General features: G+C 32.8%; 16 protein-coding genes and 2 pseudogenes. 6 read left to right on the top strand and 12 right to left on the bottom strand.

The features are described 5' to 3' along the window. Window positions 1-94: 94 nt before the first annotated feature. Together zwf and BR44_RS08460 are read left to right on the top strand one after the other, a co-directional pair. On the top strand, window positions 95-1,549 hold the full coding sequence (gene zwf / locus BR44_RS08465; protein ID WP_034551855.1) for a glucose-6-phosphate dehydrogenase: 1,455 nt from the start codon (window positions 95-97) through the stop codon (window positions 1,547-1,549). A gap of 47 nt (window positions 1,550-1,596) precedes the next feature. Beyond that, window positions 1,597-2,235, top strand: a complete 639-nt coding sequence (locus BR44_RS08460; RefSeq protein ID WP_034551854.1) for a YczE/YyaS/YitT family protein — start codon at window positions 1,597-1,599, stop codon at window positions 2,233-2,235. A gap of 576 nt (window positions 2,236-2,811) precedes the next feature. Here the strand turns inward: BR44_RS08460 and BR44_RS08455 are convergent. The 6 genes from BR44_RS08455 to BR44_RS08435 form a co-directional block, all read right to left on the bottom strand. Continuing rightward, window positions 2,812-3,804: a metal ABC transporter substrate-binding protein gene (locus BR44_RS08455; protein ID WP_034551853.1), complete on the bottom strand. Its 993-nt coding sequence runs from the start codon at window positions 3,802-3,804 to the stop codon at window positions 2,812-2,814. A 369-nt stretch (window positions 3,805-4,173) separates the two neighbouring features. Further along, window positions 4,174-4,296 carry a putative metal homeostasis protein gene (locus tag BR44_RS11660; protein WP_169740201.1) on the bottom strand — a complete coding sequence of 41 codons (123 nt, stop codon included), beginning with the start codon at window positions 4,294-4,296 and terminating at the stop codon, window positions 4,174-4,176. A 77-nt stretch (window positions 4,297-4,373) separates the two neighbouring features. After that, window positions 4,374-4,604: a GTP-binding protein gene (locus BR44_RS08450; protein WP_034551851.1), complete on the bottom strand. Its 231-nt coding sequence runs from the start codon at window positions 4,602-4,604 to the stop codon at window positions 4,374-4,376. 338 nt (window positions 4,605-4,942) lie between these two features. Then, window positions 4,943-5,185 (bottom strand): GTP-binding protein, encoded by a 243-nt coding sequence (locus BR44_RS12200; protein WP_084676123.1) that lies wholly within the window; start codon window positions 5,183-5,185, stop codon window positions 4,943-4,945. Between the two features lie 72 nt (window positions 5,186-5,257). Then, window positions 5,258-5,527, bottom strand: a complete 270-nt coding sequence (rpsN, locus tag BR44_RS08440) for a 30S ribosomal protein S14 (protein WP_034551849.1) — start codon at window positions 5,525-5,527, stop codon at window positions 5,258-5,260. A 1,031-nt stretch (window positions 5,528-6,558) separates the two neighbouring features. Beyond that, window positions 6,559-6,810 carry a dihydroxyacetone kinase gene (locus tag BR44_RS08435; RefSeq protein WP_034551847.1) on the bottom strand — a complete coding sequence of 84 codons (252 nt, stop codon included), beginning with the start codon at window positions 6,808-6,810 and terminating at the stop codon, window positions 6,559-6,561. A gap of 554 nt (window positions 6,811-7,364) precedes the next feature. Here BR44_RS08435 and BR44_RS11725 point away from each other — a divergent pair. From BR44_RS11725 to BR44_RS08420, 3 genes are all read left to right on the top strand, one after another. Then, entirely contained in the window at window positions 7,365-7,571 is a 207-nt protein-coding gene (locus BR44_RS11725; RefSeq protein WP_211249871.1) for a hypothetical protein, read from the top strand. Between the two features lie 225 nt (window positions 7,572-7,796). Then, window positions 7,797-8,318 (top strand): DUF1003 domain-containing protein, encoded by a 522-nt coding sequence (locus tag BR44_RS08425; protein ID WP_034551846.1) that lies wholly within the window; start codon window positions 7,797-7,799, stop codon window positions 8,316-8,318. Between the two features lie 522 nt (window positions 8,319-8,840). Beyond that, complete coding sequence (locus tag BR44_RS08420; protein WP_034551845.1) at window positions 8,841-9,806, top strand: hypothetical protein; 966 nt, start codon at window positions 8,841-8,843, stop codon at window positions 9,804-9,806. A 28-nt stretch (window positions 9,807-9,834) separates the two neighbouring features. On the opposite strand, the pseudogene BR44_RS08415 reads toward BR44_RS08420, so the two are convergent. The 6 genes and pseudogenes from BR44_RS08415 to BR44_RS11350 form a co-directional block, all read right to left on the bottom strand. Then, window positions 9,835-10,386, bottom strand: a pseudogene (locus tag BR44_RS08415) (tyrosine-type recombinase/integrase). A 252-nt stretch (window positions 10,387-10,638) separates the two neighbouring features. Then, window positions 10,639-10,971: a hypothetical protein gene (locus tag BR44_RS08410; RefSeq protein ID WP_034551844.1), complete on the bottom strand. Its 333-nt coding sequence runs from the start codon at window positions 10,969-10,971 to the stop codon at window positions 10,639-10,641. Continuing rightward, on the bottom strand, window positions 10,968-11,132 hold the full coding sequence (locus BR44_RS08405; protein ID WP_281173159.1) for a helix-turn-helix transcriptional regulator: 165 nt from the start codon (window positions 11,130-11,132) through the stop codon (window positions 10,968-10,970). The genes BR44_RS08410 and BR44_RS08405 overlap by 4 nt, the downstream gene beginning before the upstream one ends. A gap of 590 nt (window positions 11,133-11,722) precedes the next feature. Next, window positions 11,723-12,727 carry an ornithine cyclodeaminase family protein gene (locus BR44_RS08400; protein ID WP_034551843.1) on the bottom strand — a complete coding sequence of 335 codons (1,005 nt, stop codon included), beginning with the start codon at window positions 12,725-12,727 and terminating at the stop codon, window positions 11,723-11,725. A gap of 483 nt (window positions 12,728-13,210) precedes the next feature. After that, entirely contained in the window at window positions 13,211-13,348 is a 138-nt protein-coding gene (locus BR44_RS12195) for a dihydrodipicolinate synthase family protein (RefSeq protein WP_425393580.1), read from the bottom strand. A 964-nt stretch (window positions 13,349-14,312) separates the two neighbouring features. Further along, window positions 14,313-14,541, bottom strand: a pseudogene (locus BR44_RS11350) (helix-turn-helix transcriptional regulator). Window positions 14,542-14,864: 323 nt separating this feature from the next. Here BR44_RS11350 and BR44_RS08385 point away from each other — a divergent pair. Further along, entirely contained in the window at window positions 14,865-15,458 is a 594-nt protein-coding gene (locus tag BR44_RS08385) for a carboxymuconolactone decarboxylase family protein (protein WP_034551840.1), read from the top strand. Window positions 15,459-15,937: the final 479 nt, after the last annotated feature.

Raw genomic sequence — 15,937 nt, 5'->3', positions numbered from 1 at the left:
ATTGTTTACGTATCAGCCTTATTCATCCGAATGACAAGAATGATGGATAGATTACTTTATTAAATAAAAAACTACAGGAAAGGATGATACCAAAATGTCAAAAAAACAAAGTGGCGGTTTAATGGTCTTATTCGGTGCCACAGGTGACTTAACTAGCCGCATGTTATTCCCTGCTTTACACCAATTGTATCAACGGGGATTACTTTCAGAAAACTTCGCCCTAATAGGCGTCGCACGTACAAAAATGGCGGATGAAGAGTTCCAAGAATATGTAAGAGAATCTGTTGAGAACGGACCGAACTTTGAAAAGCTCGACGAAACATTCCTAGAACGTTGTCGTTACTTGACTACAGACAATACCAATCTTGAAGACTTAAAAGAGCTACGAAAAAAAATAGAATTACTATCGAAAGAGTTTGAAACACCTGAGGAGTATACCTATTATTACTCCATCGCACCTGAACTATATGATGAAACGACAACAAATATTAAAGAAGCACAAATCACTGAATTAAAAGGAAATCATCGAGTGATCATAGAAAAACCAGTGGGAGACAGTTTAGAGACTGCAAAAGAATACCATCAACTATTTTTGGAAGTGTTCAATGAAGAAAACATTTATTTCATGGATCATTTCCCTGGAATGGATTTCATCCAAAACATCTTGGCTGTACGGTTTTTCAATCCTCTTATTGAAGGGATTTGGAACAATCAGTTCATCGAAAATATCCAGATTTCTCTTCCAGAAAACTTATCTATTGGGACACGAGGCAGTTACTATGATAAAGCTGGGGTATTGCTAGATATGTTCCAGAACCATTTATTGCAAATCTTGTCCTTAGTAGCTATGGAGTTGCCGGATGAATTAACAACCGAGTCGATTCATGCCAATAAATTAAAGGTTTTGCAGAACATACCAACATTTAGCAAAGAACAGGTCGAAAAAAAAGTCGTTCGCGGACAATACAAAGCGGACAGCGAAGGAAAGTTCGAAAGTTATCGCAATGAAGAAGATGTGCCAAGCGACAGCAACACGGATACGTATGTAGCAATAGAGCTTACTATTAATGTACCCCGGTGGGAAGGCGTCCCATTCTACTTGCGGACAGGAAAAGCTTTAATAGAAGACTACACCGCAATCGATATTTTATTGAAGCCAACCGATGCAATTGATTCCGATGTGCCCACACGTCTAACCTTTATGGCCGAACCTGCACAAGGATTGTCCCTAGTCTTAAATCAGAAAATGCCAAATAATAAATATGAACCACTGACTACCTTTATCGGTCCTGATAAAGAGACATTCGAAGATAAATACATTGCTTACCCATATGAAAATATGATTCATGATGCTTTAGCTGGAGTTCGAACCAATTTCCCAACTTTTGAAGAAATCAAAGAGCAGTGGCGCATCACGGATAGCATTCTCTCCGTTTGGGAGGAAATGCCAGAGCCAACTTTCCCAAATTATCGAGCAAATACATTTGGTCCGTTTGAAGCCGAAGAATTACTGACTAAGAATAACCATGTATGGATAAAGCGTATTTAAAGAAATTATTCCATCAGTCGTTCAAATTCTGAAAAATGGAGGAAGTTATGTCAATTAATTGGAAAGATTTTATTTTACGATCACTAGCATCAATTATCGGAATTACCTTTATCAGCTTTGGTGCTGCTCTTAGCGAAGCCATGGATATGGGGTTAGATCCATTTACTGCAATAAACAGAGGTGCCTCATCTTTATTAGGATTTAGTTTAGGAAACTATCAGCTCGGTCTAAATCTTATCATCTTAGTGATCGTATTTTTCATGAAACGATCACTGATTGGATGGGGAACCATTTATAACATGGTTTTGGTGGGATACCAAGTAAGTTTTTTCGGTAATCTGTTTGGAACCTTCTTTAACATAGAGGAAATAAATTTAGTAGTCCGTCTCATCATTACGGTTATCGCCATCATGATTTTCACTCTCGGTGTAGCGTTATACATGGATACAGAGTTGGGCGTTTCCCCTTATGATGCGATAACACCACTCATAATTGATCGAACAGATTGGAAGTACACGCCTGTTAGAGTAGGGCAGGACCTTCTCGTAGTCCTAGGAGCCTACTTACTTGCTGGACCAGTCGGAATCTCCACTATTATCACTGGTTTCTTCGCCGGACCACTTATTTCTTTCTTTTCCCAAAAGGTGTCTCAACCGATTATAGGAAAGCTAGAAAAAAAATCTTAACTATCTAATCGAGAGCATTATTTAGACCTCTGCAAGTTATACTGTTATTTTTGTATAACTTGCAGGGGTCTAAAAATGATAATATAAGGGGTCATTTTTTAAATTAAGAACATACCCAGATAACTCCTATTTACTATTACCTAAGAATATATTTACATTTCCACCACCATTGATAAAATAATTTCTTTATCCATTAACTGGTTTAATTCTCTATCTTCCTGCTTCAATATCCGTTCCTACAATAAATTATCCTGCAGGAATCTCTTGGTTTTTTTTAAGAGCTATAACCGTCTATTTTAATTTTTCTAATGCTGTAATTTAAGTCGCTATATTTTCGCTACTATTCTTTAACTCTAAATCTTTTGTTTCTTTTACATCTGTACTCAAAGTATTTAATTCTGATTTCAAGCTATTCACTTCATTTTCTTTGTTCTTACCTTCGCGTATTAAATTATCTAATTTACGTTGTTATTACTTATAAGATATCTCAGGTTAACAAAAAAACTCTTCACTTTAACTACACTCTAAATAAAAAAAATAGGTGCAGTTAACGCAAAAAGCTAAGTTTTAATTCTATTATTGGATACTTTTTTTCAATGATTCAAGATTGTTTTTCATAACTTGAACATAGTCTGTTCCAGCATCTTGTTCTTTTTGTGAGACACCTGCAGCTGGATCTAAAACGGCTAACTCTAGGTTGGCTTCGCTTGCTAACGTTTCTGCTATTTTTGAAGAAGCATTATTTTCAAAATAAATGTAGCGAACATTATTTTTTTCAGCATATTTTGATAATTCAGCTAATTTAGCTGGGCTTGGTTCTAACTCAGGTGATAGACCAGATATTGAAATTTGAGTTAAATTATACCGTTCAGCCAAATAAGCAAAAGCAGCATGCTGTGTAATAAACGTCCTATTCTCAGCATTTTCAAAAGTTGCTTTAAACTCTTGATCTAAATTCATTAATTTTTGATTATACTCTGAAGCATTTTCTTTATAGATGACAGCATTCTCTTTATCTGCTTTTGCCAATCCTGTTTGGATATTGTTTACTTCAGCTTGTGCTAAGACTGGATCCAGCCATACATGAGGATCTATAGCATGCTCGTGTTCTTCTTCAGCATGTTCGTTTCCTTCTTCAGCATGCTCGTTTCCTTCTTCAGCATGCTCCTCAATTTCTGTGTTTTTTATAAATTCAATTCCTTCACTTGCATTTATAACGGTTACTTTTTTTGTATCAATCGCTTCAAGTGTACTAGGTACCCAAGTTTCCATTTCTTCACTATTATAAATAAAAACATCCGCCTCTTGAATAGCAGCAACAACTTTTGCGCTCGGTTCAAAACCATGTGGCTCTGTCCCCGCTGGAATCAACATTGAAACTTCTGCATTATCTTGTACAATATTTTTTGTAAAATCATACATTGGATAAAAAGTTGTCACAACTTTTAATTTTGTTTTTTCTTCATTATTATTTTCTTCTACTTCAGAATCTGTATTTCCACAAGCACTTAGTAAAAGGAACATTGCTATTCCTAATACCGGTATGAATAATCGGTTATTTTTTTTCATCGTATTCTTCAACTCCTATTTTTTTATGTAGAGATTATAATAAACTATTCTCTAGATTTTACCTGTTACATTTTGTGAATTTCCTTATTTATATAACATACACGTCTTTTAATGATACATCGATTATTAAATAATAAAACATAGAAAAAATCTTTATTCTTCAATTTCTTTTTTTTCAAAAGTTTTTTTACTACCTTTTAAATATTATTTACTAGTTGCTTTATGGTAGTTAGTAGTAATAAAACTAATATTATTCAATTTTTTTACAGCCGAATAACTAATGTCTATTAGAATATAAAAATTTAACTTTCAGTGAGTATCTTATCTCTGATCTGGGCTGAGGGTATCTTTTAATTTAGTCTAAACCCTTTATCTGATCCCTTTTTTTCTTCTTTTTACATCTAGGATAAATTTTAAAGCACGTTTCTTTGTTTTTATATTTGGACTTTTCATTCTTCGTCTAGCACTTGATAACTCTTGCTTTTCAGGCATCTCATAGCCTCCTCATATTATGCTTAATTTTATTAGCTACTATTTTGATTAATTTAACCATTATTTCTCTGATAGTTTTATGAAGTAATACTTTTTTTGAATGAATCGGTTAAAAATTTAACAGGTAATCGTTTGCCAATAAAGACTAGGGAAGAACTTTTTTGTTTATCACCCCAGAACAAACCAGGCTCCGTTTTAAAAGCCCTATTTACACCTTGAAAGATCACTTGCTTTTCAACTCCGGCTATTGAAAGAATACCTTTATAGCACAACAGAATTATTACATACGTCATAATTAATTTTTTCATCCATATATCTAGTTACACCTTACCAAGAGACTCGTTTTCATATAAAATGAATGTAGTTATCTATTCTAAATGTTGGTGGTACTTTTCTCTATTTTCTGAAAAATCTCCGACATTTTCATTGTTAACATTAAACAAGTTTCAATTAAAACCATCATTAAATTGAACATGCTCTAGATCAATATATTGAGTTATTTTCAAACTATTTAAAAGTGTCTCATCAACTAATTCAGTTTTGGAAACTAGTCATTTATCTAAAAAACCTACTTGATCTACTGCTTCTTCATATTGTGAAAGCTACTATAAAGTATTTTTGGCACCAACAACTGAGAGTAAACTATTTAGATAAAAAGACTCTTGTAAAAAGAGGTACGTATAAAAGTTTGAGCAATAGAAGCAGGATTTATTAAACTAGTTGTTTTAATAACAATTCTATCAACGGTAAGATTTTGTTCCTGCTTTACAATTACAATTGCATGCAACCTATCAACAAAATCAATCCTCATACTACAACATAAGCAACCATTATTCATCTGGAATATTTCCTCTTTTATATCTAAAACAAAGTTATGATCTATGCCCACATCTAAAAACCCTCGATAATGGCTACAAGAACTTTCGTATTCATTTAATGACTTCCTAAAAAAACGACTATCTTACCAACTGGCTTTTTTCACACCAGGAATAAGTCCAGCATGAGCTAAATTTCTGAACGTAATTCTTGACACACCAAACTTACTCATATAACCTCTTGGCCGTCCATCTACAGCATCACGGTGATGCAAACGGGTTGGAGAAGCATCACGAGGCAGTTTTCGTAAAGCGGCATAATCACCAGCTGCTTTTAATTCTTTTCGAATAGCAGCATATTTTGCAACAGTTGCTTGTTGGCGTTTGTGTTTTTCAATTTTACTTTTTTTTGCCATAATTAAATTCCTCATTTCATATTTCCTAAAACGTAACGATTACGTTTTGCCATAAAGCCTATTTAATCTAACATCAATGTTGACAATTGTCAACTTATTGTGGGAAAAATAAATTAACACCGTAAAGCTTCATAGTTAAATAAAAGTTAAGCTTTTTTTTAACGCAAACTTTTAGTGGAAATAAAAGTAAGGGTAGCCTAACAGAAGCAGAAAAATGTGTTTGCTTTTTAAAATATAGATTTTTTAAAAAAACTTAATGAATAAGGTTTTTTAAGGACGTTTTAATTTTTTATATACCTACTTACCTCCCTCTCATCGCCTATATCAATTTTAAAAATAGACTTACGATATAATTACATTAGTTAGCAAATGAAAGGTTGCCCAACCTCTTCAAACACAAAAATTAATAAAATTTGTTTGCAAATCTTTAGAAGTCATTATAATAATTAACCCGTCAGGTAAATTTCTATACGTTGCGGAAAGATTGAGTCAAATAAAGAATTTCGGCTAACTTTATTTGAACCTCCTGAAAAAAATTCCTAACGAGTACTTCGAACCTATTGTAGACAAAATAAGAGGTCAGTATGATTTTACTTCCTTAGTGCACGCAAGTTGTCTTACGGAAGATAACTCAATCATTTTAAGAAGTACAATCGTTGGGGGTCATAAAGAATTCAGCTTCAACTCTAAACTGAAGGAATCTATATCCAACGAATGGTACGCTGATAAAAAGCTGAATACGATAGCACCACACCGAACTCTGAAAAAAATGGATTGCTTCAATTAAACGGTTGTACAAATTAAACCTTATATTTGAACATATAAAAAACACAAGGAATAAACGTTGTTTTAACCGTGTTTATCTCTTGTGTTTATCTATTAATTTTTTTATGCCCTTAAGCCCTACTTGTAAATGACACTTTGTACGAACTGAATTTTCTAAGATTACTAATAATTCTAAAACCAAGTTTACCTATTGCATCTTTTTGGGGGATAGATAAAAATATCTAACTTTTTTTATCGGTGTTTTATTAACCACGTAGACCTTTTTCTTGCCTGCTCATATCTTCAATAACGATATCAAATATTTCACCCAAAGATGAACAATATTCTATAATCTCCCAAGGTTTATTTGTGTGAAAGTGTAACTTTATTAAATCAGAGTCTCCAACAACAAGTAAGCAATCACCTTCAAAATTATAATTTATATGATTTTTAATACTCTCTTCAGATAAATCTTGCCCTTCTATCAGCAATTGTGTATCGTACTTAAACTCTATCATAACTATTCCCCATTTCTTAACATTAACATTTTTTCCAGAAATAAATTAATACTATATAAAATATACAGTATTGATTAGAAAATTGCTAACCTTAAAGGTACCAGCATTTATTGGATCATTAAAAAATATACTCTCTTCTATCTACAAGAGAGTATTCTTTTTTGTTAGATAGACCTTTAAGGAGGAGAAGCGAAATTTGAATGCTTTTATTAGTGCTTATTTGAAGATGCTTTAGTACGCTTACCCTATAATTCAACACAAATTGAAGGCAATACCCATTTCTTTACCTGCTACCGTTTCTATTATTATAAACAGAGATTTACTGACAATTTCAGGCACAACAGTAAGAGAATTTCACGAGATTGAACATCTTAAGACAGCTTTTGAACACCTGATCAATCATTTAATAAACTAAGATCAATTTTCTGTTAAAATCATTAAAGAGATTCATGGTGATTCAACTGCCCCCACCCCCAAAACACGAGAAAGGCCACTTTAAAAAGAACGGGAACCTGTTTATAGGTGCCGAAGTTCAGCCATCTTCTCCTTTAGAAATGACTATGTTAAGCTCTCAATTAGGAGATAATTTAAGCTATCGACTGTTACATGCTAAAACGAATGAAGATAAGTTACTAGCTATTTTAGATACTCGCATACAATTTAAGAGGAGTCATCCATTTTCAGATAGAAACGAACGAATCATAATAAACCATTCTTTATTGCAAGAAGGATTTCCATCATTAAATATTAAAAAAATATAAAAACACAGTATGTTGAATTATTAGCAACTTAAAACGTTGATTCTTCTTTTACTTTCGCTAGTGATATTTTAGAGAAAGAAAGCAAACGAATAGTGGCATTTAAAAATATGCTCATAAAGGTAGTGAACTATTGAATATCCAGTCAAATAGAGGTGTTTTATCCTCTTTTTTTTGACTTTGGTGCTATACTAAAAGCAAAATAAATACCAATGGAGGCAGCAGTTAATGAGCGATAAATTAACACGATCAGAATTGGCTCAAATCATTTTAGATGAAGAACTATTAACTAATGATGCAACAGAAATTATTGAAATTTTAAAGGATACTAAAGTATCTAAAGAATTAGATACAAAGCTTACTTCCATGACATTTGGTCAACGCTTAGCCGATCGCATCACTCTTTTTGCTGGAAGTTGGAAATTTATTATTATCTTTTTTGTTATTCTCTTAAGTTGGATCATATTTAATAAACTAAATGGAACTCAATCTTTTGATCCTTATCCCTTTATTTTATTAAACCTGGTTTTGTCGTGTGTAGCGGCTATTCAAGCTCCAGTCATATTGATGAGCCAGAATAGACAAGCTGAACGAGACCGCAAAACAGCAGGAAATGATTTTAAAGTTAATTTGAAATCTGAAATATTATCAGAAGACATTCATGATAAACTAGACAAACTTCTGTCACAGCAAACTGATATGCAGAAAAGAATGGATAACTTAGAAGAAAAAAAGAAGAAAAAAAGTTGAACATATAAAATATGAAATGACCCCAATTAATGAGTCTTAAATACACATACCACTGTTGAATACAGCTAATCTAACTTTTTGGGTGTATTACATAATTTGGGAAACTACAGGTTCTTAAGGCTTCTATTTTTTGGTGGTTACTTCGGAAAATAGTAGCACACAAAATAAAAATAGGTAATTAATTATTGTAGACACTTATTTCTTAAATTCTCCACTTATCAAATCCTCAAAGTGTTACATTTTATTTCCCTGAATTTTTTTATCGAATTACCGGTATTATAAATTCAGATTTTTCCTTTTTATAATTAGTTGACTCTGCTTTTCTTTGCCTTTTAGTTATTATAAAAGGCACCTCATGAGTTTCTGTCACTCCTAATGTTAGAGGTGTTATTCTTTTATCCAGTTAGAGAAACCTCTTCACTTTCTGTCTAACTTTTGGAACTTAAATGCTAACTTTTTCTACTCTTTTTACCTAGAGGGTATAATCAAGTAAAGGATCACTCACTTAAAGAGGGTGTAATTGTGTTGATTAATAGATATATTTATTCGGTTACAAGAGAGTTGCCGGAGAAATCTAGAAAAAAAGTTGCCAATGAATTAAACTTATTGATTGACGAAAAGATAAATGAAACGGATGACACACTTTCTGAACAACAAAAAGTAAACACAGTATTGCGAGAGCTTGGAAATCCAATAGAATTAGCAAATCTCTACAGAGGGAAAGAAAGACATCTCATTGGCCCAAAATACTTCTACAACTATCTTTTTGTTATAAAAATTGTCACCCTATCTATTATTATCGGTATGTCAATAGTATCGGGAATCGGCGCTATATTCTCACTAGATAGCCTAACGAAAGTGTTCGGAAATTATTTAATTTCTTTATTTTCTGCTGTTTTGCAAGGAGCGGTTTGGGTCACCAGTATTTTTGCCTTATTAGAGTACTACGAGATATCCATTGAGTCCGGAATAGAACAACAGGAGTGGGACCCTTCTCAATTGCCCGAATTACCGGAAAAAAAGGCCCTTATATCAAGGGGAGAATCTGTCTTTTCTATTGTTATTAGTACACTGTTTCTTCTGTTATTCTTCTTTCTGTATGAGAGAATTGGGATATATTATAGATCAGACGGTGAATTTAGTTTTATTCCACTTTTGAATATAGAGAAAATTACTCCCATCAGACTATTTCTCTTTCTGATATTCACAATTAATATCTTAGTAGAATTAAGCAAGATTATTAAAGGTAAATGGACATTAAAAATAGCTTTCTTTACCACATTGTTAAACATCCTATCGGCTATTCTTTTTATCACTGTCATCTACAACCTGAACATTTGGAATAGTGAATTCGTTCAGAGATTCGAACAGTCCATTCCGATATCCTTTGAGAGGATGATATTATTTACGACAATAGTCATCATTATTGTCACGATTAGCGAGTCTGTATCTGCTCTGTATAAAGGATTTAAGTATGGGGGCAAATAAATTAATAACCCTCATTTTTTATAAAAAATTATAAACCAATTCTAAAATTCAACATGGCCTCACTAATTTCATCTTTATTGATTCCAATATAGCGTTTCGTAAGCGTTTCGCTGCTATGAACAAAGATTTCTGTTAGCGTGGTCACATCTTTGGTTTTTTGTAGTAAGGGTAACCAAAAATCTTTCTAAGCGTGTATGTGCCTCTATCATCTCTTCCTAAGAGCTTAGCGACCTTCTGATACATCTGGTAAACGGTATTGTCTGCTAAATAACTGCCTTTTGTACTTGAAAAAAAGATAATCGTTTGTTTCCGGGTCTTTGGTGTCCTCCTGAATCGGATCCTACAGACTGCTTAAATGCAAAATACGGGTTTTCCCCGTTTTCTGTTCGATGATCCGGGAATTTTTAGCTAAAAGAATGTCTTTTTTCTTCAATTTGACGATATCGGACATATGCAAACCGTTGTTAATGCCGATTAAAAAGAGAAAGATGTCTCGTTTCGCATTTTTATTGCGTCTTAACCCAAATAAAAAGTCATTTATTTCTTGCTGCGAACGTAATGGTTTGACATTGCAGCTCATTGAAAAGCCCTCTCCTCTTACAAAAGTGATACAAGCTTTCGTTTAGTCTATCATGCCATCTCGTATTAGAGGACCAAAATAAAAAACGCACTGTTGAAGAATTCTCGATACATGATTTCATTTCATTTATTAATAAAAATTAACTATTCTTTTAAACTCGACTGCTTTCTTTTAATGATAAGAGCTCCTATTCCTACAACCCAGATATAGGAGAAGAAAAGAATCCATAAATAAAAAATTGAACTAGATTCATTACCTAAAAGGGTAAAAACTCCTAGAGTTATAACTAAATTGCCTAAAAAAATAGGCGACGTATGTGCGAAAAAACCAAAAAATATTCTTTATAACTCGTTCGTCGGCCTCAAGGATATTATTTTTCTTTTGCTTTTGTTTTATTACTTCAATAATTGTCAAAAAGAGAGTTGCTACTAGTCCGCCAGCAAGTACTTCGTATGGAAACTCACCTTTAAAATAGTAAACAAGAAACGAACCCAAAACTGCACCAATAAGTGTACAGCTAATACTAAAGTAAGGACTCCATTTTGTTAATCTTTTATTGCCTGTTTGTTTATCTTTTACATTCATTTATTATCCTCCTCTAAAATAAATATATCGTCGATTAGCAAATCAAAATAGGCTATCCATTTTAGTGCTAACTCTAGACTGGGATTATACTTATTCTTTTCAATTGCGTTTATCGTTTGGCACGTAATTTGCCTATCCTCAGCCATTTTCATTTGAGTTATTCCCTTTTCTTGTCAGATTTCTCGAATATAATTAGTCCCCTTCATTAATCGAACCTCCAAATTAAAGTAAAGATACCTTTAATTATATAATGACAAAACACCAAATAAGTGTGTAAAGATATCTTTACACTTATTTGGTGTTTTACTTTATTCTAGACTAAGAATTTCATATTATCTTACATGTTTGAAAACAAAAGTAATACATTTATAATAAACGTTGATTTAACAAGGTTCTAGATACATGATTCTATAGGTTTTCATGTATTAGATAAAATAGATTTTTTCTCTAACTATTTTAAGTGCAGTACACTACTGCACTTAAAATAGTTAGAATCTGGATAATTAAAAAAATTAATGCTACCGGTTTAATCCAACTACTATAATTTTTCATAATGGAGTTATTTAAGAGATAAATTGAAAATACTATCCCAACAAACGGTACTATGTAAGATAGTATTGTAAAAATAATGACTTTTACAGATTCTCGATTCGTACTTTTTATATTTTTTTCGTATTTTCTACAATGATCCTTTTACATAATTTAGTAACTGACTTTCAATGCATTTTTTTAATTTTACCAGTCATAGCTATTATCCTTCAAAATTAAAGTCTTCACCAAGTCCTTTTTCGAGAGCTCTTTGATAAACAATCCAAGCAACGGCCACATCCATCGCGCCTGTACCGATTGGAATACAAAGAGTAATTTCATGGGACAAATCACCCACAGTCGCTTTCTTAAGAGCCAGTTGACCTAAAGTAGTGTAAATATTTTCTTCTGATAGCTTTCCTTGTCCAGTCAATTTTTTCAAGGCGCCACGATTAAGTGCTTGGTGCACATGATCGACAATGATTTTATCTGCTTTTAAAATAAGGTCATCTTCAATCTCTTGAAAGGAGCCGAGAGGAAAGACAATTGTTCCCGGTTGGACCCATTCTGTTTTGATAATCGGTTCTTGAGCAGGTGTAACTGTAATCAATACATCCATTTGGCTCGTTTTGTAAGCATCCAACGTAGGTTCAATAGGATTTGTTACATACTCTTGCATCTCTTTTGCAAAAGTTACAGCCGTTTTTAAGCGGTGGTTCCATACGATTAAATCAGTAATTTCAAATAAATCAGCGATAGCCATAATATTAGTCCGGGCTTGTTCGCCAGCACCATATAAGCCAATCTTGACTTGCGGTTTGTCTAATAAATAAAATAATGCATTCGCTGTTTGGGCACCCGTTCGTTTATTCGTGATATAAGCGCCATCGAGTGCAGCGATAAACGTTCCTAAATGCGGATTAATCAGCAGAATCATAGCTGTAATGTAAGGCAGTCCAGCCTCTTTGCGTTCTCCAAGAAATCCCCCAACCCATTTCATCCCAGCGATATCCTGAGAACCAATATAAGCAGGCATTGCATTCATAAAGCCATCGTAGGAAGGATAGCCACCTGTTTCTCCCAAGTCGAGCGTAAGTTTAGAAGGATTCACAATCGAACCGTCCCCCAAACCTTTAAACGTTTCATGCACAATTTCATTTATATCTTTTACATCGACCAAATCTTTAATCGTGCTCTGATTTAATAGAAGTGTCTTTTCCTTTGTCATTTGATCCCTTCTTTCTGTGAAATGGAAAGGTATGCTTAATCTAGTTTACTATAATTTTTACGGAGAAGCGACAAGGACATTTTCTGGCGTAAAATAAAGATTAGTTTTTAAGTTGACTTAGAATAAATTATTAATTATTTATTGCCTAGTGGGCTTCTAGTTATGTCCATTGCTAAATTCTTGTTAATTGAAATCTCTTTTTTAAAATAAGTTATTGGACTACTTTTAAATATTTTATTTATGTCACATTGTCGATAAAATTCTTGTTCAGAGCCTTTAATCACCGAGTGAAACCGCTCTCGCTATTTCTAAAGGATACCAATTTCCAGAAATAGACGATAATCTGTTGAATCTATAGACCTATTAAATTCTATTCGTTTTGGATTGTTATAAATAATAATCGGTTCGTTTATGAGATCAGAAATTTATTTTATATACGTTCTAGCTTCTTTTTGTCAGACACTTGCTAAACCAAAAATTATTTCAAAAAAATTTTTTTATTTTCAATTCTTCTTCTATAGTGCTCAAAACAGTTAATTTTTCATTCACATTTAAGCTATGTTGTTCACCAGTACATCCACAAACTAAAACCGAATCTACTCCTAGATTTTGTAAATAAATAATGTATTTAATCGTATCAGTTATGTATCATTCTTCATCTTCGTAAAACGCAGTTGGAACTGCACTGTGGTAATCATTTTTTAAAAATCCTACTAAAGAAATTTTTCTTTTCTTCGGTCACTTCATTGACATCTTTAATTGCATCTTCATTAACTAGTTGCTTACTAACTAAACGAGTCGAATCTTCTGTAGTTTCAATTGATTATCCTACATGAAATGACATCCAATCGTGTATCCGTATTCCTTTCAAACAAAGGCTATTTCAGTGTCAGTGTATCAAATACAACTCATTTTAGTTACAATAGTTATATTAATAAAAAGGCGGTGTCTTATGAATTTCATACAAAGATCACTAGAAATAAAATGGCCTATATTGCTATTTGAAGTTATTTTTTTAATTGGAGGAATTACACTTATAGCTACTGGAATAAAAATACGAAAGCAAAGCCAATCTTCAGCTTTATTTAGCATAATTATAGGAACAATAATTACATTAGTTTCACTATACTTATTTTTTTGGACATTCATACTTGGATATAATTCCTAAGTAGATGAAATCCAATAATTCTGGTTACTTAGATACATAAAGTCATGTATATCAATCCACTAAGTATACTAACCTTCTTTTTTCTTCATTTTTCCATCTATTATTATTTCTTCAGGCATAATTAAAAAAGTTTGATAAGTCTTAGTTAAGCTGAACAATCCCACAATCAAAAATAGCCAAGAGTAGTTTTTTTGTCATCATTTTTACGAAAATAAGCTTTGCGATAGACACTTGTATTGGCAAAGTATATACCGACTACAAACATTATAACCAATATTTCTATCTCTTTGGTTGCACCCCATTGCAAATTAAAGAATAGACCCAGTAAATAATTTAATATAAATAGACTAATCAAAGAAATAAATGAATAATAGCCCTATTTATATCTCATTAATTTTTGGTATTCATCGTATTGTTTCATTTTGATTCCTCCCAAAATAAATCGTTTACTGTTAGATCAAATTCTTTACATATCTCTATACACAAATTGATTGTCGGATTGTAATCTCCTCTTTCAATCACGCTAATTGTTTGTCGGGTAACATTAACAGCATCTGCCAACTGCTGTTGAGACATATCATTTTTTTGCTCGTGCTACCTTTAACCTTAAATTCTTTGCCCTATTACCCCTCCCTTTATGACAAATATATTTTATATTAAGCAAATTATATCCCCTATTTAGTTGAATGCACTATTTTAAAATGAATAAGCCTATTTTGCTATGCTTATATGGGTGAAAATAATTTGAATTAACAAGAATAGGAAGCATGCTTAATAAAAAAGAATCTTGAACTATGTAGTGTGTAGTGACCCAAAAAGTTAGATTTTTTAGATCTAACTTTTTGGGGTCGGCTTAATACAGCCTTCCTTCTTTCGCTGAACAGAATAATATACTTATTATACTATATGGGGTATAATAAGTTTTAAAATGATTGCAGTGATGAGCTGATATTTCAAAAGGAGATAAAAATGAGCCAAGAATTATATAAGAAAATTTATTCAGTTCGGGAATTTTACCGAATTCTGTATCAGGGGTTACGGACAACGAAATACATGTCCAAGGCCAAACGGAACATGGATTTGAGTCCAGAATTCATCGAAAGAATCATGTTAGGCGTGACGGAAGTCAATGGCTGCGAGGTTTGTTCCTATGCCCACACGAAGATTGCCTTGGAGCAAGGCATGAGCAATGATGAAATCCAGAATTTTTTGACTGGAACGGCGGATAGCATTCCTTCTGAAGAATTGTCAGCGTTTCTATTTGCTCAATATTATGCCGATACCAGAGGGAACCCGACCGAAGAGTCTTGGGACCGTATCGTATCATTATACGGGGAGAAAAAAGCTAATGGTATTCTGGGGTCAATCCGAACCATCATGATTGGAAATGTCTATGGCATAGCACTGAGTGCCTTCTTAAGCCGCTTGAAAGGAAAACCCATCAAAAAAAGTGGTCTTTTCTATGAACTTAGCATGATTTTAAGTATCATTATCTATTTGCCGGTAAGTATTATTCAGGCAAGCATTGCAAATTTGTCGAAAAAACCAATTATCAGTTTCTAAGGCGATGTGGTATCCTAGATAGAAAAAAGAAGCGAAGACCCATCTAGACAGGGGTCTTCGCTTCTTTTGATAATGAATTTTATTCGATTAATAATTATCGAGATTCAGCAATAAAAAGTATTTCACTGGATCTAAACTTAAACCTATAGGTATTTTAATTCCATAAATAAAGGATAAGTTCGAAAATCTTGTCTGCTATTGGATAAAATAATAAGGAATGGAAAAAGAACTAAGAGAATTCAGAGCATACAACAAGAACAGCGTTGTAAAAAACTCCCTACCTTGAAATTACCAAAATCTGGTTATGCGGGCTAGAGATATAGTCTATTTCTCAGTTCATTATACGAGCTTGCCTTGATTAGGGCCTTGAAATTATTTTCTGTGAAGTTTTCAGATTATTGTTTGTGCCTAATCCGTATCTATACACTATGAAAATTTACGAATATATAATATACTTTACTTATCAAATCATTTTTAGG

It is taken from the genome of Carnobacterium funditum DSM 5970, assembly GCF_000744185.1.
Lineage (GTDB): Bacteria > Bacillota > Bacilli > Lactobacillales > Carnobacteriaceae > Carnobacterium_A > Carnobacterium_A funditum.
This window is presented reverse-complemented; position numbering and strand designations above follow the sequence as displayed.